The sequence below is a fragment of the Limnohabitans sp. 2KL-51 genome (genome assembly GCF_003063645.1).
In the GTDB taxonomy this organism is placed as follows: domain Bacteria; phylum Pseudomonadota; class Gammaproteobacteria; order Burkholderiales; family Burkholderiaceae_C; genus Limnohabitans_A.
Window position 1 is genome coordinate 97,084 of the sequence record NZ_NESJ01000007.1, and the last position, 19,189, is coordinate 116,272.

Here is a 19,189-nt window from a genome sequence, read left to right on the forward strand (position 1 = left end):
CCAACCCCACGGAGACACCCCATGCAATACACCCACGAACACCGCGAGATCCAGAACACGCTCAAGCGCTTCATCGAAGCCGAGATCAACCCCCATGTGGACGAGTGGGAAGCGGCCGAAATATTCCCCGCACATGAGGTGTTCAAAAAGATGGGCAACCTGGGCCTCTTGGGCCTGACCAAGCCCGAAGATTTTGGCGGCGCGGGGCTGGACTACTCGTACAGCCTGGCCATGGCCGAGGCGCTGGGCCACATCGATTGCGGCGGCATCCCCATGGCGATTGGCGTGCAGACCGACATGGCCACGCCCGCATTGGCGCGCTTTGGCAGCGACGAGTTGCGGGCGCAGTTTTTGGCCCCGGCGATTGCGGGTGAAATGGTGGGCTGCATTGGCGTGAGCGAGCCGAGTGCGGGCAGCGATGTGGCGGGCATCAAGACGGTGGCGCGCAAAGACGGCGACGACTATGTGATCACCGGCCAGAAGATGTGGATCACCAACAGCCTGCAGGCCGACTGGATGTGCATGCTGGTCAACACCGGCGAGGGGCCGATCCATAAAAACAAAAGCTTGGTCATGGTGCCCATGCGCGAAAACGGCAAGCTGCTGCCTGGCATCGAGGTGGGCAAAAAGATCAAAAAAATCGGCATGAACAGCAGCGACACGGGCCTGATTTATTTCGACGAAGTGCGAGTGCCCCAACGCTACCGCATCGGGGCCGAGGGCCAGGGCTTCATCTACCAAATGCAGCAGTTCCAGGAAGAGCGCCTCTGGTGCGCGGCCAGCACGCTGCAGTCGCTGACCAACTGCGTTCAGTGGACGGTGGACTGGGCGCAAGAGCGCAAGCTGTTTGGCAGCACACTGGCCGACCAGCAATGGGTACAGTTCAAGCTGGCCGAGCTCAAGGCCGACATCGAATGCCTGCGCGCCCTGACCTACCAGGCCTGTGAACATTACATCGCCGGTGAAGACGTGACCGAGTGGGCTACCATGGCCAAGCTCAAAGCGGGCCGTTTGAACCGCACTGTGCCCGACACCTGCCTTCAGTTCTGGGGCGGCATGGGCTTCACCTGGGAAAACAAGGTCTCGCGCATGTACCGCGATGGCCGTCTGGCCTCGATTGGCGGGGGCGCAGACGAAGTGATGTTGGGCATCTTGTCCAAGATGATGGGCATTGCCAAGCGGCCCCAAAAATGAGCAGCACTTTATTGATCGAACGCCAGGGCGCGGTCGAGACCTGGACGATGAACGACCCGGCCACCCGCAACGCACTGAGCGACGCGGTGGTGGACAGTTTGCTGCAAGCCTGTGGGCGGGCAGCGCAAGACGCAACACTGCGCATCGTGGTGCTGACCGGCGCGGGTGGAGCCTTTTGCGCGGGCGGCAGTTTGGGCGGCTTTGCCAGCCTGATCGGCCAACCCCTGCAAGACGGACAAACCGACCCACTGCTGGCCATGAACCGGGGATTTGGCGACCTGCTGCACGCCCTGAGCGCCCTGCCCCAGCTGCTGGTGTGCCGGGTGGATGGCGCGGCCATGGGCGGCGGTTTTGGCCTGGTGTGCTGCGCCGACCATGTGGTGGCCACAACTCGATCGGTGCTGGGCACCCCCGAAGTCACCCTGGGCTTGCCGCCTGCGCAGATCGCACCTTTTGTGTGGCTGCGCCTGGGCGAGAACGCAGCACGCCAGTGCCTCCTGCAAGGCCTGAGCTACAGCGCAGCGCAAGCGCTGCAAGTGGGCTTGGTGCATGAAGTCATCGAAGAGGAGAGCGATGCAGCTTGGCAACAAACGCTGAAGCGCCTGATGCGCGCAGCACCCGGCGCGGTGGCCAGCACCAAGCAACTGCTGCGCAGCTTGCGCGGCCCTGTGCCCGACTTGCGCGCTGCCGCAGCACAGGCCTTTGCCCAAGGGCTGCGCAGCGCCGAAGCGGCCCAAGGCCTGGCCGCGTTTGCACGCAAACAGCCTGCGCCTTGGACACTTTCTGGCAAGGACCCTGCATGACATCCACCTTGTCCACAAAAGTCACCCGCCTGCTGATCGCCAACCGGGGAGAGATCGCCCGCCGCGTGATCCGCACGGCCCGCCAAATGGGCATCCAAACGGTGGCCGTTTATTCTGACGCCGACCGCACCGCCCTGCATGTGCAAGAAGCCGACACTGCGTTCGCTTTGGGCGGCACGCTGTCGGCAGATTCTTATTTGCGCGTCGACAAACTGCTGGCCGCAGTGCAGGCCAGCGGGGCCGATGCGATTCACCCAGGCTATGGTTTTTTGAGCGAGAACGCCGAGTTTGCACAAGCGGTAATCGACGCGGGTCTGACCTGGGTCGGGCCGCCGCCTTCGGCTATTCGGGCACTGGGCAGCAAGTCGGCCGCCAAAGCACTGGCCATGAAGCACGGCGTGCCCTGCCTGCCCGGCTACTTTGGCGCAGACCAAAGCGATGCCACCTTCATGGCACAAGCCCAGCAGCTGGGCTTGCCGCTGATGGTCAAAGCCGTGGCCGGAGGCGGCGGGCGCGGCATGCGCTTGGTGACCGACATGACGCAACTGCTGTCCGCGCTGCACAGCGCCCGCTCGGAAGCACTGGCCGGTTTTGGCAACGGCGACTTGTTGATGGAGCGCGCCTTGCTGCGCCCCCGTCACATCGAGGTACAAATCATGGCCGACATCCACGGCCACTGCATTCACTTGGGTGAACGCGACTGCTCGGTGCAGCGACGTCACCAAAAAATCATCGAAGAATCGCCCAGCCCGGCTGTGAATGCCGTGTTGCGTGAGCAGCTTGGCCAAGCGGCCATCGCATTGGCGCAATCGGCGGGTTATGTGGGCGCGGGCACGGTGGAGTTTTTGCTGGACGAGGCACAAGCGGACAAACCGTTTTATCTGATGGAGATGAACACCCGGCTGCAAGTGGAACACCCCGTCACCGAAATGCTGACCGGTCTGGACCTGGTCGAGTGGCAACTGCGCATTGCACGCGGCGAAGCGCTGCCGTTGGCGCAAGCCGATGTGCGGCTGCAAGGCCACGCCATCGAAGTGCGCTTGTGCGCCGAAGACGAGCACTTCACGCCGCAAACCGGCACGGTGCAAGTGTTTGTCACACCCGAAGGTTTGCGTTTTGACCATGCGCTGCATGTAGGCGCGGTGATCACACCGCACTACGATTCGATGCTGGGCAAGCTGATCGCCCACGCGCCCACGCGCAGCGAAGCCATCAACTGTCTGAGCGCAGGCCTGAACCAGACCACGGTGCTGGGCATGCCGACCAACAGGGCATTTTTGGCCGCTTGCTTGCAGCACCCGGTGTTCCGTGCGGGTGAGGCCTTGATTCCGTTTTTGGCTGAACAAGCCGACTCGGTGCGTGAACGCCTGCAAGCCCAAGGCGACGCACGCAGCGTTGCTGCGCTGGCTGTGCTCTACGCACACCAAGCGCCCGCTGCCGCAATGCCCAGTCCGTTCATGCGGCCCGTGCGCATGGGCTTGGGTCAAGAGATCTTGTCGCTGCGCTTGCAGGAATTGGGTCGGGGACAAGTGCGCATCGAAACTGGGAATGCCACGCACGAGGCGCGCATACACCGCAGCGGCAAGGTTCTGCACATCGCGCTGAACGGCCAACACTGGCAAGCCCGCGCAGTGGCCTGCATTGGCGCGGTCAAGCGCTGGCATGTGCAACTGCAAGGCCCCAAATGGCTGGAGTTATGGATCACCGACCAAAGCCACAGCGCACCCAGCACAGGGGCCAGCGCACAAGCAGCGCAGTCGCTGCGCGCACCCTTTAATGGCAAACTGATTGCGCTGCATGTGCAAGAAGGTCAACAGGTCCAACAAGGCGATGCCGTGCTGGTCATTGAGTCGATGAAACTCGAACACATTTTGTGCGCTCCACGCGATGCGGTGGTGCACAGCCTCTCGGCCAGCGTGGGCCAGCAAGTGGGCCCCGGCCAGGTGCTGGTGCAATGGAAGGACGCGACATGAACACCGCCGCTGGCACAACTGATTTCTCGACCGAAGACCTGCAAAACCTGCAGACCACGGTGGAGCGTTTTGCCAAACAAGCCATTGCCCCGCATGTACCCGCTTGGGAAGAAGCCGGTCAATTCGACCGCAGCCTCTACAAACAAGCCGCCGATCTGGGCATGCTGGGCCTGGGCTACCCCGAACACCTGGGCGGCACACCCGCCCCCTGGCGCGCCCGCAACATGCTGTCGCAAACCTTGGCACGCTTTGGCGGCAGCGGTGGTGTGATGGCCAGCCTGTTTTCTCACAACATCGGCCTGCCACCGGTCATGGCGCATGGCAGCGCCGAGCTGCAAGCCGAAGTGGTGCCCTCTGTGCTGCTCGGCGAGCGCATCGCGGCGCTGGCCATCACCGAGCCCGGTGGCGGCTCGGACGTGGCCGGCCTGCGCACCACGGCCCGCGCCGATGGTGGGGACTATGTGATCGACGGCGAAAAAGTCTTCATCACCTCGGGCCTGCGCGCCGACTGGATCACGCTGGCCGTGCGCACCAACCCGGCCAGCAAAGGGGCCAGCGGCATCTCGATGGTAGTGGTACCTGCCGACACACCCGGCATCACGCGAACGCGCCTACACAAGATGGGCTGGCACAGCTCGGACACGGCGCAACTGCGCTTTGAAGGCGTGCGGGTGCCCCAGCGTTACCGCTTGGGCGATGAAGGCGCGGGCTTCAAGATGATCATGGGCAACTTCAACGGCGAGCGCCTGGCCATGTCGGCCATGGCACTGGGTTTTGCTGAGGCTTGCTTTGACGAAGCGCTGAACTGGGCACGCCAGCGCCAGACCTTTGGCGCGGCCTTGATCGAGCGGCAAGCGATCCGACACAAACTGATGGACATGCAAATGCGCATCTCCTCCACCCAGGCTTGGGTGGATGCCGTGACGCAGCAAGCCGATGCAGGCCAGACCGGTGCCGAGTGGGTGGCGCAGGTGTGCCTGCTGAAAAACCACGCCACCCAAACCATGCAGTTTTGCGCCGATGCCGCCGTGCAGTTGCTGGGCGGCATGGGCTACATGCGCGGGACCGTGAGCGAGCGGGTTTACCGCGAAGTGAAAGTCATGATGATCGGCGGCGGGGCTGAAGAGATCATGAAAGAGCTGGCGGCCAAGCAGTTGGGGATTTAAACCGAATTAAGGGCGTGTTCCACGCCCATCGCCCACAGGGTGGGCTCCTACAAGAATCTACCCCTTGCCAATGGACATGCCCTCATGCTGGGGATCGAGGCAACAGTGCTTTGAGCTTCAAACAGGGTTTTTCTACCGTATACCAGCTGACCAGTCCGACCAGCACCGAACTGAAAAACACCAGCAGTACAAGTGCAGCCAGGTTCATTTGCGGAAAATACCAGAGCCAAATTTTGTTCAATGGCCAAGCGTAAAGGTAAACACCGTAAGAGATGTCAGGCCAACGATGAAACCCCAAAACGGTGGGACCGAACTTGGCAAAGTGCAAAATGGCGTAGCCCCCCAGCAGACACAAAGCGGGCTGGGCCGTCATCGGAATAAACAACAACACCCCCAAAAGCAAAAGACCCGCCCAGGCCATTGACGAACGCCAAGGCAATGCGTTTTCATACAGGTAAAAACACCCGCCATACGCAAACGCCATGAGCAAACGAATCGTTAAATCAGACGGCAGGCTGGCCCATCCCGAACGGTTGATGACGTGAACGACTGTGCAAAAAATGGCCAATGTCAGCCACACACTCCTTTTTTTCAAAAACCCCAGCAAGCCAAAAATCAAGGCGATGACATAACATTTGAACTCGTAAGAAATCGACCACATCGACCCATTCACTGCGGCGTAATGGCTGCCCTCAAACACCTGCGGAATGGCTGGCTGCTTGAGGAACAGCAAGGACTTGAGGTATTCGCCAATTCTGAACTGCGCCCAGTAATCGCTGGCACCAAACGCAGGCGCAATCAGCAAAGCGCAAACCAAAGAAGCCACCACAAAACCCGGGTAGATGCGCAAAATTCGGTGGGTCAAAAACACCGCCACCTCCGGCCTCTCTTGCCAACTCTTGACAATCAAATAGCCGCTGATGAGCAAGAAGCTTTGCACCGCCATCTCGCCAAAAGAAATCGTCCCAAAAATTTGGGTCAACAGTTCATGGCGTCTGTCACCGTCCTGAAGTTCTGGTGCGTGCGACAGAATCACCAAACTGGCAAACACAAAACGCAAGGCATTGAAGTTGTTATTTTTATCGCGAAGTTGGCTCATGGGGTGTCGTGAAGTGATGCACCTGGAGTCATGAATTGTCAACTGCTGCAGCGGTGACCTTCAGGATGCCATGGATTTTTGACGTGAACATTTGGATTATTTTATGAGCCATCCAACCCAACATGGATTGACTGAATACGCCAATGCAACATCAAGCCACCCTGCCATCTCAACACATGGCGATCGAACGGCGAAGGGAACGCGGCGCAACTTCACTTTGGCGGTGTGCATGTGCCGTAGCGCTACCGCTTAGGCGAATAAGTTGCGCACTACCCAGGCCACACTCAAGCAGCGTGAATCAGGCCGGCCTGGGCTGACCAGGGGGCAACTCGGAGCGCAGCGCAAAAGCCATTTGCAGCATGCCCGCCAACAGCCCCACCAACACGCCCACTTGCACGGCCCGGTTGTACGAGCCCATGGCATCGAACACCAGACCGCCTCCCAAAGCCCCCATGAAACTGCCCAGCTGGTGGCTCATGAAAGCGACACCGCCGAGCATGGCTTGCCAACGCAGGCCAAAGGTTTCGCCGATGTAGCCGGTGACCAGAGGGGCTACACCCAGCCACAAAAAGCCCATGATGGCGGCGAACACCAGTGTGTTTTCAGGGGTTGGAACCGACAGAAAATACCACGCCAGACCAAATGAGCGCAGCACATAAATGCCGCCCAACAACAACAGCTTGTTGTAACGCCCACCCGCCCATCCGAAAAACAAGCTGCCCAAGACGTTGAAGCCTCCAATCATGCCCAGCGCTTGGGCACTCAGCATCGGGTCCATGCCGCACAAATCGAGGTAGGACGGCAGATGTGTGGTCAAAAACACCAGCTGCATGCCGCACACAAAATAAGCCAGTGTCATCACCGCAAAAGGCGGGTGTTTCAAGGCGAACCGGGCCATGTCGGGGGCATTGTCTTTTTCGCCTACGGGGGAAGGCGGCACCGGCAAAGCGTCTACCCGGCCGGCATACCAGGCGGCGGGCAAGATGATCAGGGCCATGACGACAAAACCGCCCACGCCCACGCGCCATCCGTAAGCCTGCGACAGCAGCTGGCCGATGGGTGCCGCCATCAAGGCCCCCAAAGAACCCGCAGCGGACACAATGCCCAGCACCGTGCTGCGCAAGGCAGGCGACACCGGCCTGGAGGCCACGGCCATGGCGATGGCCGATCCGTTGCAGGCCATGGCCGCGCCAATGGCCACCCCAGCGCCCAGGATCACACCCAGCAGGCCTTGCGCCAGACACAGCAAAGTCATGCCCAGGACGTAGAGCACCGCACCGGTCATCATGAGGGGCCGGTAACCGATGCGCACGGCCAAGGCCCCTGCAAAGGGCTGCAAAAACCCCCAGGCCAGGTTTTGCACCGCAATGGCCAGCGTGAACTGGGACACCGAAATGCCAATGTCCTGGGTCAGGGCCGGCATGAAGACGCCCAGGCTTTGCCGCAAGCCCATGCTGACCGACAGCATCAGCGCAGCGCCGATCAGGATGGGCAAGCCCGGGCGCAGTGCGGTCAAGAGGTTCATGGTGTGCTTTGGTTATGCTTGAACACAATCTAACCGCACACACTCATGAACACTGGCCTTTATGCGACAGGCCCCGGAGTCATTCAAAGCTCAGTCAAAGATCTCGTGCAACCATGACTTTTGGCGTTTGTGGTGGTCACGGTCACCATGACGCCCATCGCCATAGCCTGCTGGGCGTTGCATGCCCAGCCCCGTTGGCGGCGCATGCAGCGGCAGAGGTGATGCCGTCGGTGCAGCGGCCACGGCGCGGTCCAATAATTTATCCAACTCGCCACGGTCGAGCCAGATGCCTCTGCAATCCGGGCAGTAATCGATCTCCACACCCTGGCGTTCGGCCATGACGAGGGGGGTGTCGTTGCATGTGGGGCATTTCATGGTGATTCCTTTGAATTTAGACAAGCGAAGCATGGGGATCAGACCTTCATCCATTTCCCTGCACCGCCTGGCAGCGCACGCCCTGAGCAGAATAGGGTCAGAACCCGCCAATGTGCCTTGCGGTGAAGGTGAAATATGGCCCGACTTTAAACGCCTGATTTCTCCCGTTAAAGCAGATAATGACTGATCAACACTCTTAAAAATTCTGCCCATGCGCACCACCTTCAACTACAAGCACCTGTATTACTTTTGGGTCGTGGCCAAAGAAGGTGGCATCACCCGGGCGGCCGACAAACTCGACATGGCCGTGCAAACCGTGAGCGCCCAGGTGCGTGAACTGGAACGGTCCTTGGGCTACGCCTTGCTCAAACCCGCAGGGCGCGGCTTGGTGCTGACCGATGCCGGGCTGGCCGCCATGCAGCAAGCCGACCAGATTTTTCAGTTGGGCGAAAACCTGCCCGCGCTGGTACGAGATGCGGTCAGTTCGCCCACCGTCCGACTGGCCGCGGGCATCTCGGACGGCCTACCCAAACTCGTGGTGCGCCGCATCATGCAGCCCGTAATGAGTGAACCTCATTTGCGCTTGCTTTGCCATGAAGGTGAATTCGACGAGCTGCTGGGTGACTTGGCCCTGCACCGTTTGGACGTGGTTCTGTCAGACCGCCCCGCGCCGGGCAACGCCAACATCAAGCTCTACAACCATGCGCTGGGTACGTCTCCGGTGTCGTGGTACGGCACCGCAGCGCTGGTCAAGTCGGCGAAAAAGAAGTTTCCAGCCAGCCTGGCCGAGGTGCCGGTGCTGCTGCCGACTGGCCACACCGCCGTGCGCGCCCGACTGGACCATTGGTTTGAACAGCAGGCCATCCGCCCGCGCATCGTGGGCGAGTTCGAAGACAGCGCTTTGCTCAAGACCTTTGGCGAAAGCGGCATGGGCGTGTTCCCGGCCGCAGAGTGGGTGCACAACGAATTGCTGGCGCACTACGACGTGCAGCGCCTGGGAGCCTGCGAAGGCGTGAAGGAAAACTTTTTTGCAATCGGCACCGAAAAGAAAGTGCAACACCCTCTGGTGCAGCGGCTCTTGCAGGCCAGCGTCGCGGCCCATTAAGACACGCAGGCACCGCACTTCAGACGTGAAAAAGCCCCCAAGGCTTGTGGCCATGGAGGCTGGTTCAGAAGCTTGACCGGAAGGTCAGAGCGTCAAGCTTTTGATGAGCGCACACTCAACAACATGGTTACGGCTAGGATACCGACCACCACACCCAGCGAAATGCTCACCGGGATCTTGAAGATATCGATCAGGCACATCTTGGTGCCGATGAACACCAGGATCACGGCCAGGCCGTAATTGAGCAGGTGGAACTTGTTGGCCACTGCCGCCAGCAAGAAATACATGGCACGCAAACCCAGAATCGCGAACACGTTGCTGGTCAGCACGATGAAGGGGTCGGAGGTGATCGCAAAAATCGCCGGGATCGAATCCACCGCAAAAATCACGTCCGTCAAGGCGATCAGGCAGATCACCATGAACAAAGGCGTGGCGATCTTCTTGCCGTTCTCCATGGTCCAAAATTTTTCGCCATCGTAGTTTTGACTGACGGGCAACACTTTGCGCAGCAACTTGAGCGCCGGGTTGTCGTCCAGATCAGGTTCCTTGCCAGCCGCCCACCACATCTTCACCCCTGTGAGGATCAAGAAGGCCCCGAAGACATAGAGCACCCAATGGAACTCGGCCAGCAACCAGCCACCCACCAGAATCATCACCGTGCGCAACACGATGGCACCAATGATGCCGATCATCAAAACGCGCTTCTGGAAATGGGTCGGCACGGCGAAATAGGTGAAGATCATCAGGAAGACAAAAATGTTGTCTACCGCCAATGATTTTTCAATCAGGTAACCCGTTAAAAATTCCAACGACTTGGTGTTCGCCAGCTCGACCGAGCCGGTGGTGTCCTTGATGGCCCACCAAAACAGGCCATTGAACAAAAAGCTCAAGGCGATCCAGATCAGTGACCAGTTGAGCGCTTCTTTGACGCCGATGTCTTGGGCCCCCTGCTTTTTGAGCACCACAAAATCGACGAACAAAGACACCAACACAATGGCGACAAAAGTGGCCCACAACCAAAGGGGGGCAACGGTTTCCATAAAGACCTTTCAAATCAGACAAGACACATTCAAAGCACCGGCTCGAACCACCACGAGATCTACAAGCCTGTGAACGGTTTAAAGTCTAAGGCAAAAGGCGCAATTTTTTGCTGACGAAAATGGCTTTATGCTCCCGATAAAAGAGAGTGTGTCGCTGAAATTTTCTGCTGCAAATGCCACTTTTCGCCCATGTAAAAAAACCGCCAGGCCCTTGCGGGCTCTGGCGGTTTTTCATGCAGCAGGGGCTGCAGGCTTTACTTCTTGTCGCTGAAGTAGCCTGAGGTCACTTTCCAGCGGCCGTCGGTGATCTGCGACATGCGCGAGGCGTTGCTGCCCAAGCGCTTGGTGGCTGTGAAGGTCATCTCGCCAGTGCCGAAAATATCGGGCGGGATCACCATCGTGTCCATGGCCTTGATGATGCTCTCGGTGGTCACGTTGGCACCGGACTTTTCAATCGCGCGCAAAAACGAGTCGATGGCGTTGTAGCCGTAGACCGAGAAAACGGTTGGGTCTTCGTTGAACTTGGTCTTGTACTTGTTGGCCCAGAAACGGATGGGTTGCGCGGCCTCGTCCAGATAGGGGTGCTGGGTCGACATGGTGGAATAAAAGCCATTCATGGCGGGGCCACCCAATTTGTGGATCAGGTCGGTGTAAGACGCGCTCGAACCCATGAAAGTGGGGTTGAAGCCCAAGCGGCGTGCAGTGGCAATGCCGCCGATGGTCTCGCGGATGATGGTGCCCATGACCACAAAGTCACACTTGGAAGAAGCCAGTTTTTGCATTTGTGATGCGAAATCTGTGGCGCCACGCTTGTAAGTGGTGACTTCGGCAAACTGCATGCCCATGCTTTTCAGGCCTTCTTCGGCACCACGGAACACTTCCAGACCAAATTCATCGTCCTGGTGCATGGCGCAGATTTGTTTGGCGTTCTTTTCTTTCACCAAAATCGGCAGTCCCAGGCGCATCTGGTCGTAATAGGTGGCAGCGAAAGAGTACTTGAGCTTGTGGAAGGGCTCGTACATTTCTCGGGCGGCTGTGATCGGGAAGAAGTTGATCACATTCTTCTGGAACTGCACCGGCATGGCGGCCATGTTTTGCGCCGTACCGATGTGGCCAATCATGGCAAAAATCTTGTCCTGGTTGACCAGCTTTTGCGCGGCCAGCACGGCGCGGCGGGGGTCATAGGCCGAGTCTTCGACCAATAGCTTGAACTTGCGGCCATTGATGCCGCCTTGCTCGTTGGCTTCGTCCACGCGCAGCATCATGCCCAAGCGCACTTGCTTGCCAAAGCCGGCCAGCGGGCCCGACAAATCCTGGATCGAGCCCAGCGTGATTTCGTTTTTGGACACGCCCTGCGTTTGGGCCATGGCCGCGCCAGCGGTCAGGGCCATCGCAGCAGCGACGAGGCTGAGTTTGAGTTTCATGGTGCAGGTCTCCTGTTGTGGTGATGGATAAAAGGGAAAAGGAAATCTAATCAACGGTACATCGCCTCGATTTGCGGCGTGTATTTTTTCTCGACCAGTTTACGCTTGAGCTTCATGGTCGGGGTCAGTTCTTCGTCTTCTGCGCTCAACTGGGTGTCGAGCAGCCAGAATTTCTTGATCTGCTCAACGCGTGCGAATTTCTTGTTGACGCGGTCCACTTCGGCCTGGATCAGTTCCTGCACCTCGGCGCTGTGCGTGAGGCTGGCGTAATTGGAGAAAGGCACGTCGTTGTCTTGTGCGTATTTCTCCACGTTTTCCTGGTCAATCATGATGATCACCGTCAAATAAGGCCGCTTGTCGCCAATCACCACCGCATCGGTGACGTAGGGCGAGAATTTCAATTCGTTTTCCAACTCGCTGGGGGTGATGTTTTTGCCACCAGCCGTGATGATGATGTCTTTCATCCGGTCCGTGATGCGGAAAAACCCTTCCTCGTCCACCACACCCACGTCGCCCGTGTGCAACCAGCCGTCGGCATCGATGGTCTCAGCCGTTTTTTCGGGCAGGTTCAGGTAACCCATGAACACATTGGGGCCGCGCACCAAAATCTCGCTGGTCACCGGGTCCAGGCGCATTTCGTTGTACTCGGCCGCTGGGCCAATCGAGCCGGGCTTGATGCGGTCGGCAGGCACGCCCGTCGAGGCACCGCAGGTCTCGGTCATGCCCCAGACTTCGAGCATGGGCAAGCCCAGCGCCAAATACCAGCGCACCAAATCGGGAGAAATGGGTGCAGCACCCGTGACCAAGAAACGCGCACGGTGGATGCCGATCATCTTGCGCACGTTGTTGAGCGCAAGCAGGCGGGCCAGATGAAAGCGCAGCTTGAGGCTGCCGGGCACCGGCTTGTGAGCCAGCACCAGGTCGGCCACCTGATGGCCCACCCCAATGGACCAGCCGTACGTGGCTTGCTGCAGGCCGCCCGCTTCTTTCAGCGCGATCATCACGCCCGAGTAAAACTTCTCCCACACACGGGGCACGGCCGTGAACACGGTGGGTGCGATTTCGCGCACGTTTTCGGGCACCGTTTCGGGGTTCTCGACAAAGTTGAGCTTGGCCCCGGTGTACATCGAAAAATACTCGCCCCCCATGCGCTCGGCAATGTGGCACAGCGGCAAAAAGCACATGCACTCGTCGCGCTCGTCGCGGGCAATCAGCGTGTTGTAGCCCCGCACGGTGTAGACCAGGCCGTGATGGCTGTGCATGCCGCCCTTGGGCTTGCCGGTGGTGCCCGAGGTGTACACCAAGATGGCCAGCTCTTCGGGCTTGCAAGCAGCGCTGCGCTGCATGAGCGTGTCGGGGTGTTGCTGGGCGTGTTCGCGGCCCAGGGCTTGCAGCTGCTTCAGGCTGATGACCTGCGGGTCATGGAAGTCGCGCAGACCTTCCATGTCGAAGACCACGATCTTTTGCAACAAGGGCAAGGTGTCACGCACGGCCAGGGCCTTGTCGAGCTGCTCGTCGTCCTCGACAAACAGCACGCGGGTGCGCGAGTCTTCGCACAGGTAATGCACCTGCTCGGCTGCGTCCGTCGGGTAGATCCCGTTGGACACGCCTCCGGCGCTCAGCACGGCCAGGTCGCACAGCACCCACTCGATGTTGGTGTTGGCCAGGATGGAGGCGGTGTGCCGGGCCTCAAAGCCCAGGGCCATCAGGCCGTGGCCGATCTCGCGCACGGCCTGGGCGGTTTCGTTCCAGGTCCAGCTGCGCCAGATGCCAAAGTCTTTTTGGCGCATCCAGACATTGGGGCCGCGTGCGGCGACCGCGTTCCAGAAGATGGTGGGAATCGTCTCGCCCGCCATAACGATATTTTTTTGCGGCGCAATGCCGGAGGTGTCCCAGAGTTTGCTCATGTTTTATCTCCAGGTTTTCTTCTTTTTCCAACGGCGGTCGGCGCGCACGCCCTCTTCCTTCATGCCCAAGTAGAACTCCTTGATGTCCTCTTTTTCACGCAAGCGGGCGCAGGTGTCTTCCATCACGATACGGCCGTTTTCCAGCACATAACCGTAGTCCGAGGCGTTGAGGGCCATGTTGGCGTTTTGCTCGACCAGCAAGATGGTGGTGCCGCGTTCGCGGTTGATGCGCACCACGATCTCGAAAATTTCCTTGGTCAACTTCGGGCTCAGGCCCAAGCTGGGCTCGTCCAGCAAGATCAGGTCGGGATTGGCCATGAGCGCTCGGCTGATCGCCAGCATTTGCTGTTGTCCGCCCGAGAGCAAGCCCGCGTCTTGCGCAGCCCGCTCGCGCAGGATGGGGAAGTAGTTGTACACGGCTTCCATGTCGCGCGCCACGCCATCGCGGTCCTTGCGGGTGTAGGCGCCCATCAGCAAGTTGTCGCGAATCGACAGCAGCGGGAACACCTCGCGGCCTTCAGGCACATGCATCAGGCCGCGCTGCACGATGATGGCTGGGTCTTGCGCGGTGATGCTTTGGCCCTTGAACTCGATCGAACCCTTGCGCGGGTCGATGATGCCGCTGATGGTTTTGAGAATGGTGGTCTTCCCCGCACCATTGGAGCCGAGCACCGTGGCAATCTCGCCTTGGCGCACCTGCAGGCTCACGCCGCGAATCGCCTTGATCGGGCCGTACGCGCTTTCCACGTTGAGCAGCTTGAGCATCACGTTGTCATCGGCCGCCTCTGCCGACGTGTTCAGTGTTTGGGTGGCTGCGCTCATGCGGCACCTCCGGGCACGTAGTTTTCGCGACGCAAAGCAGAGACGTCGTCCACCGAGCCCAAATAGGCTTCGATGACGCCCGGGTCGCTTTGCACCTGGCTGGGCGTGCCGGTGGCGATTTCTTCGCCCTGGCTCATGGCCAACACGCGGTCCGACACTTTGGAGACCAAACTCATGTCGTGCTCGACCATGAGCACGGTGATGCCCAACTCGTTTTTGATGTCCGAGATCCAGAAGGCCATGTCTTCGGTTTCCTCGACGTTCAGGCCCGAAGAGGGCTCGTCTAGCAGCAACAACTTGGGCTCGGTGCACAGGGCGCGGGCCAACTCGACCACTTTGCGCACGCCATAAGGCAAACCTGCCACCATCGAATCGCGGTGGTGCTGCAGGTCGAGAAAGTCAATCACCTCCTCGACTTTTTCACGCGCATCTATCTCACCCGCGCGGGTTTTGCGGGTGAAGAACATTTCGCTCCACAAGCCGGTTTTGCGGTGGGTGTGGCGGCCAATCAAGAGGTTTTGCAGCACGGTGGCGTGCTCGAACAACTCGATGTTCTGGAAGGTGCGGGCAATGCCCAGCCCGGCAATTTGGTGCGCTGGCTGGTCGGTCAGGCGCAGCGTGCCATGCGGCCCGGCGTAGTCGATCACGCCGGTGGTGGGGGTGTAGATGCGGCTGATCAGGTTGAACACGGTGGTCTTGCCAGCGCCGTTGGGGCCGATCAGGGTGAAGACCTCGCCGCGCTTGACGTCGAAGCTGACCTTGTTCACGGCCAGCACGCCACCAAAGCGCACGCTCAGGTCTTGAGCGGATAAAAGGATGTCTGCGTTCATTTCAGGCGGTCCGACTTCTGGAACGATTTTTGGCGCTTGAACAGGCCACGGCGGTAAAACGGAAACAGCTGGAACCAGGTCCGCACCTTGAGCCAGCGGCCATACAGACCCATGGGCTCAAACAGCACAAAGGCAATCAGCACCATGCCGTAGACCGTACCCTGCAAACCAGCGGCACCGCCAATGGCGGCGGGCAAAAAGTCTTTGCCCATCGAAATCAGCTGGGGCATGACGATCAGAAAAATGGCGCCCAGGAAAGCCCCATGGATCGAGCCCAAACCGCCAATCACCACCATCAGCAACAAGTCGATCGACTGGATGATGCTGAACTGCTCGGGGGAGAGGAACTGGATTTTGTGGGCGTACAAAGCACCCCCAATGCCCGCCAACGCCGCGGACAAAGCAAAGGACAGGGTCTTGTAGCGGGCCAGATGAATGCCCATGCTTTGCGCCGAGATTTCGGAATCGCGGATAGCGACAAAGGCACGCCCGGTGGACGAGCGCAGCAGGTTCACGATGGCCAGCGTGGCTCCCACGGTGACGAGCAAGCACAAGAAATAAAACTCTTCGGTGCTGTCCAGTGTCCAACTGCCGATGGCGGGATAGCCCACTGACAAACCAGCGTTGCCGCCCGTCACCCGCTCCCAACGGGCCATGCCCTCTTCAACGATGAAGCCAAAAGCCAGCGTGGCCATGCCCAGGTAAATGCCTTTGACGCGCAGCGCTGGCAAACCCACGATGATGCCCACGATGGCCGAAAACAAGCCCGCGCACACCAGCGCCAGCGGAAACGGCACCCCGGCATTGACCATGACGGCCTGGGTGTAAGCCCCCACCCCCAAAAACGCAGCGTGACCCAGCGAGAACAGTCCTGTAAAGCCCGCCAGCAGCATCAGCCCCAGGCCCACCACGGCATAGATCAGTACAAAGGTCAGCTGCGCCAGCCAGTACTCGGCCACCACCCAAGGGGCGGCCACCAGCAACAAGCCCAGCAAGCTGTACCAGAACACATGGCCGCCATGTTTGGCCAGCTTCACGTCTTGGTTGTAATCGGTTTTGAAAATAAAACGCATGCCGGGCCTCAGACTTTCTTGCGCAGTTGCTCGCCGAACAAGCCATTGGGCTTGAGCACCAGCATGAGCAACACCACGATGTAGGGCGCAATGTCCTTGAAGCCTTCGGGCAGATAAAAGCCCGAAAGCGACTCAACGATGCCGATCACCAAGCCACCCACGATAGCGCCGGGCAAGCTGCCAAAGCCGCCGACCACCGCTGCGGGAAAGGCCTTCAGGCCAATGAAGCCCATGTTGGCGTGCACAAAGGTGATGGGGGCCAACAGCAACCCTGCTACCGCCGCCACCGCTGCGGCCAGACCCCAAACCAATCCGTTGATCTGCTTGACCGGGATGCCCATGTAATAGGCAGCCAGTTGGTTTTGCGAGGCCGCCTGCATGGCAACGCCCAGCTTGCTGTACTTGAACATGGCAAACAAGCCCAGGCACAAAATGCCAGTCGCGCCGATCACCACCATTTGCTCGGCCGCGATCACCAGACCGCCCAAGCGCAGCACTTCGCCCGCATAGGGCACGGGCAGGGTGTGGGTGTCGGTGCCCACATCGGGGATCATGGTGATCAGGCCGCGCAGCACATAGCCCACACCAATGGTCAGCATGACGATGGAAAAAGCCGGTTGCCCCAAGATAGGGCGAATGACCAGGCGCTCAAGCAGCACACCAAAAATCCCCATGGCCACGATGGCCGCAGGCACAGAAATCCAAAAAGGAAAGCCCAGCAGCGTCATGGCGGCCAGCCCCGAAAAGGCCCCCACCATCATCAGGTCGCCCTGGGCAAAGCTCACCGTTTCGGTGGCCTTGTAAATCAGCACGAAACCCAGGGCAATGAGTCCGTAAATACAGCCCTGGGCCACACCGCTGATCAGCAGTTGCAGCAATTGCACGCCTGTCTCCTCTTGGTTCTGTCTAGCCGAGTTCGCTGGGCTTAGCGGTGCAGTGCTTCAACACCGCTCGAAGCATTTGCGAACGACCGTGCTATTGTGCATGGCTTACGCGAGACTTTCTCTAGGGGTTGTCCCCCATTACGGTCGATACACAAGGCTTCAATATCTCCCCATGACGCATTCCATTCGCATCGGTTCGGGCCTGGGCTTTTATGGCGACAACTGGGAACCCGTGGTGGCCAGCATTGAGCGCGGCCAAGTGCAATTTATCGCCAGCGACCACTTGGCCGAACTCACCTTGGCCATTTTGCAAAAAGACCGGCAACGCGACCCTGCTTTGGGCTATGCCCGCGACGTGGTGCCCATGCTGCTGCGCCTGTGGCCCCTGATGCAGCCGCGTGGGGTCCGGTTCGTTTGCAACGCGGGCGGGCTCAACCCGATGGGCGCGGCGCAGGCGGTGCAAACGGCGCTCGCGGCCAAAGGCTGGCACCCGCGCATTGCGGTGGTCAGTGGCGACGATGTGTTGCCCTTGCTGCAAGCACCCGAAACCCAATTTGACCACTTGATGAACGGCGCCGATGTGAACGGCGTGCGCGAGCGGCTGGTGTTTGGCAACGCTTACCTTGGCGCGCAACCCATCGTGGAAGCACTGGACCATGGTGCCGATATCGTGATCACCGGGCGCGTGGCCGACGCAGCGCTGTTTCTGGGGCCGCTGGTGCATGGCCTGGGCTGGAAGCTGGCCGATGCGGCCAAGCCCGAGGACTTCAACCGCCTGGCCCAAGGCCTTACGGTGGGGCATTTGCTCGAATGCTCGGGCCAGGGCAGTGGCGGCAATTTCGGCAGCCAGGGCCATTGGCAAAATATCCCGGATCTGGCACACATCGGCTACCCCATTGCCGAGGTCTGGCAAGACGGCACGGCCTTCATCACCAAGGCACCCGACACAGGCGGGCTGGTCAACTTCGACACCGTGCGACAACAACTGCTGTACGAGGTGCACAACCCGCACGCGTACTTTTCACCCGATGTGGTGCTGGACATGGGCCAGATCCAATTGACCGACGAGGGCCAGCACCGCGTGCGATTGACCGGCGCACAAGGCCGCGCACCGACAGATCAGCTGAAGGTGGTGGCGGGCTTTAGGGATGGCTTCAAGGCCGACATCACTTGGGGCTTTTCATGGCCTGACGCCTGGGACAAAGTGCTAGCGGCCGAGGCCATGATCCGCAGCCAACTGCAAGAGCGAAAAATGCCGTTTGACGAGTTGTTTGTGGAATACCCCGGCCTGAATTCGGCGCACGGCCCACTGGCCCCGCTGCCGCCTGCGGCTGAACTGAACGAACGCGCAGAAATTTGGGTGCGCATGGTGCTGCGAACGCCCGTCAAATCGGTGGCCGATGGCTTCGGGCGGCTTTTCCCCTGGATGGCGTTAAGCGGCCCGGCCTACACCTGCGGCTTTCAGGGTCTGAACAATACCAGCGAGCTGCTTGGCATCTGGCCCACGCTGATGGATCGACACCTTGTCAAAGCGCGCATTGAAATGCTGGAGGTGCAATCATGAGCATAACCCTGCGTATTCCGCTGGTCCGCATCGCCCACGCCCGAAGCGGCGACAAGGCCGACTGGGTGGACTTTGGCCTGTTTGCGTGGAACGAGGCGGGTTACCGCATCATCGAGCGCGAAGTGACGGCGGCCCAAGTGCAAGCGCACTTTGCGCCCTGGCTGCCGGGGCAGGTGGATGCCTGGCCTTTGCCGAACATCCTGGCCCTGAAGTTCGTGTTGCACGGCGCTTTGCAAGGCGGCGGCGCACGTAACCTGCGCCTGGACAACTTGGGCAAAGCCATGGGTGCAGCGCTGTTGCGCATGGAGATCGAGGTCAGCGCCGAAGAATTGGCGGAGGCACAAAAAAGCCCCCGAAGGGGCTGGTGGCCAAACGGCACCCCATCGACGAGCACCTCATAGCTTG

17 protein-coding genes are annotated in these 19,189 nt (G+C 59.8%); 7 read left to right on the forward strand and 10 right to left on the reverse strand.

All coding sequences use genetic code 11. The features are described 5' to 3' along the window. The first annotated feature begins 21 nt into the window (after window positions 1-21). From B9Z49_RS08985 to B9Z49_RS09000, 4 genes are read left to right on the forward strand one after another with little or no spacing between them, the layout of a single operon-like run. The gene (locus B9Z49_RS08985; RefSeq protein WP_108353111.1) at window positions 22-1,194 is read left to right on the forward strand and encodes an acyl-CoA dehydrogenase family protein; all 1,173 of its coding nucleotides are present in this window, start codon (window positions 22-24) and stop codon (window positions 1,192-1,194) included. Beyond that, window positions 1,191-1,997: an enoyl-CoA hydratase/isomerase family protein gene (locus B9Z49_RS08990; RefSeq protein WP_108353112.1), complete on the forward strand. Its 807-nt coding sequence runs from the start codon at window positions 1,191-1,193 to the stop codon at window positions 1,995-1,997. The genes B9Z49_RS08985 and B9Z49_RS08990 overlap by 4 nt, the downstream gene beginning before the upstream one ends. Further along, the gene (locus tag B9Z49_RS08995) at window positions 1,994-3,970 is read left to right on the forward strand and encodes a biotin carboxylase N-terminal domain-containing protein (RefSeq protein WP_108353113.1); all 1,977 of its coding nucleotides are present in this window, start codon (window positions 1,994-1,996) and stop codon (window positions 3,968-3,970) included. The genes B9Z49_RS08990 and B9Z49_RS08995 overlap by 4 nt, the downstream gene beginning before the upstream one ends. Then, a complete protein-coding gene (locus B9Z49_RS09000; RefSeq protein ID WP_108353234.1) occupies window positions 3,967-5,136 on the forward strand; it encodes an acyl-CoA dehydrogenase family protein in 1,170 nt (389 codons plus the stop codon). Before B9Z49_RS08995 ends, B9Z49_RS09000 begins: the two co-directional genes overlap by 4 nt. An 82-nt stretch (window positions 5,137-5,218) precedes the next feature. Here B9Z49_RS09000 and B9Z49_RS09005 read toward each other — a convergent pair whose 3' ends face one another. From B9Z49_RS09005 to B9Z49_RS09015, 3 genes are all read right to left on the reverse strand, one after another. Then, window positions 5,219-6,235 (reverse strand): acyltransferase, encoded by a 1,017-nt coding sequence (locus B9Z49_RS09005; protein WP_108353114.1) that lies wholly within the window; start codon window positions 6,233-6,235, stop codon window positions 5,219-5,221. A gap of 298 nt (window positions 6,236-6,533) precedes the next feature. Beyond that, complete coding sequence (locus B9Z49_RS09010; protein ID WP_108353115.1) at window positions 6,534-7,760, reverse strand: MFS transporter; 1,227 nt, start codon at window positions 7,758-7,760, stop codon at window positions 6,534-6,536. A 90-nt stretch (window positions 7,761-7,850) separates the two neighbouring features. Continuing rightward, entirely contained in the window at window positions 7,851-8,135 is a 285-nt protein-coding gene (locus B9Z49_RS09015; protein ID WP_108353235.1) for a zf-TFIIB domain-containing protein, read from the reverse strand. A 211-nt stretch (window positions 8,136-8,346) separates the two neighbouring features. Between B9Z49_RS09015 and B9Z49_RS09020 the strand changes: the two genes are divergently transcribed. After that, window positions 8,347-9,240, forward strand: coding sequence for a LysR family transcriptional regulator (locus B9Z49_RS09020; protein WP_108353116.1), 894 nt, complete (start codon window positions 8,347-8,349; stop codon window positions 9,238-9,240). A gap of 92 nt (window positions 9,241-9,332) precedes the next feature. On the opposite strand, the gene B9Z49_RS09025 is transcribed toward B9Z49_RS09020, so the two are convergent. From B9Z49_RS09025 to B9Z49_RS09055, 7 genes are all read right to left on the reverse strand, one after another. Beyond that, complete coding sequence (locus B9Z49_RS09025) at window positions 9,333-10,280, reverse strand: TerC family protein (RefSeq protein WP_108353117.1); 948 nt, start codon at window positions 10,278-10,280, stop codon at window positions 9,333-9,335. 254 nt (window positions 10,281-10,534) lie between these two features. Next, window positions 10,535-11,704: an ABC transporter substrate-binding protein gene (locus tag B9Z49_RS09030; RefSeq protein ID WP_108353118.1), complete on the reverse strand. Its 1,170-nt coding sequence runs from the start codon at window positions 11,702-11,704 to the stop codon at window positions 10,535-10,537. 50 nt (window positions 11,705-11,754) lie between these two features. Then, window positions 11,755-13,611 (reverse strand): long-chain fatty acid--CoA ligase, encoded by a 1,857-nt coding sequence (locus tag B9Z49_RS09035; protein ID WP_108353119.1) that lies wholly within the window; start codon window positions 13,609-13,611, stop codon window positions 11,755-11,757. Between the two features lie 3 nt (window positions 13,612-13,614). After that, window positions 13,615-14,433 carry an ABC transporter ATP-binding protein gene (locus tag B9Z49_RS09040; RefSeq protein WP_108353120.1) on the reverse strand — a complete coding sequence of 273 codons (819 nt, stop codon included), beginning with the start codon at window positions 14,431-14,433 and terminating at the stop codon, window positions 13,615-13,617. Continuing rightward, a complete protein-coding gene (locus tag B9Z49_RS09045) occupies window positions 14,430-15,263 on the reverse strand; it encodes an ABC transporter ATP-binding protein (protein ID WP_108353121.1) in 834 nt (277 codons plus the stop codon). Before B9Z49_RS09045 ends, B9Z49_RS09040 begins: the two co-directional genes overlap by 4 nt. Beyond that, window positions 15,260-16,336, reverse strand: a complete 1,077-nt coding sequence (locus B9Z49_RS09050) for a branched-chain amino acid ABC transporter permease (RefSeq protein ID WP_108353122.1) — start codon at window positions 16,334-16,336, stop codon at window positions 15,260-15,262. The genes B9Z49_RS09045 and B9Z49_RS09050 overlap by 4 nt, the downstream gene beginning before the upstream one ends. 8 nt (window positions 16,337-16,344) lie before the next feature. Beyond that, window positions 16,345-17,220, reverse strand: a complete 876-nt coding sequence (locus B9Z49_RS09055) for a branched-chain amino acid ABC transporter permease (protein WP_108353123.1) — start codon at window positions 17,218-17,220, stop codon at window positions 16,345-16,347. A gap of 172 nt (window positions 17,221-17,392) precedes the next feature. Here B9Z49_RS09055 and B9Z49_RS09060 point away from each other — a divergent pair, with 172 nt between their 5' ends. After that, window positions 17,393-18,784, forward strand: a complete 1,392-nt coding sequence (locus tag B9Z49_RS09060; protein WP_108353124.1) for an acyclic terpene utilization AtuA family protein — start codon at window positions 17,393-17,395, stop codon at window positions 18,782-18,784. Then, the gene (locus B9Z49_RS09065; RefSeq protein ID WP_108353125.1) at window positions 18,781-19,185 is read left to right on the forward strand and encodes a hypothetical protein; all 405 of its coding nucleotides are present in this window, start codon (window positions 18,781-18,783) and stop codon (window positions 19,183-19,185) included. The genes B9Z49_RS09060 and B9Z49_RS09065 overlap by 4 nt, the downstream gene beginning before the upstream one ends. Window positions 19,186-19,189: the final 4 nt, after the last annotated feature.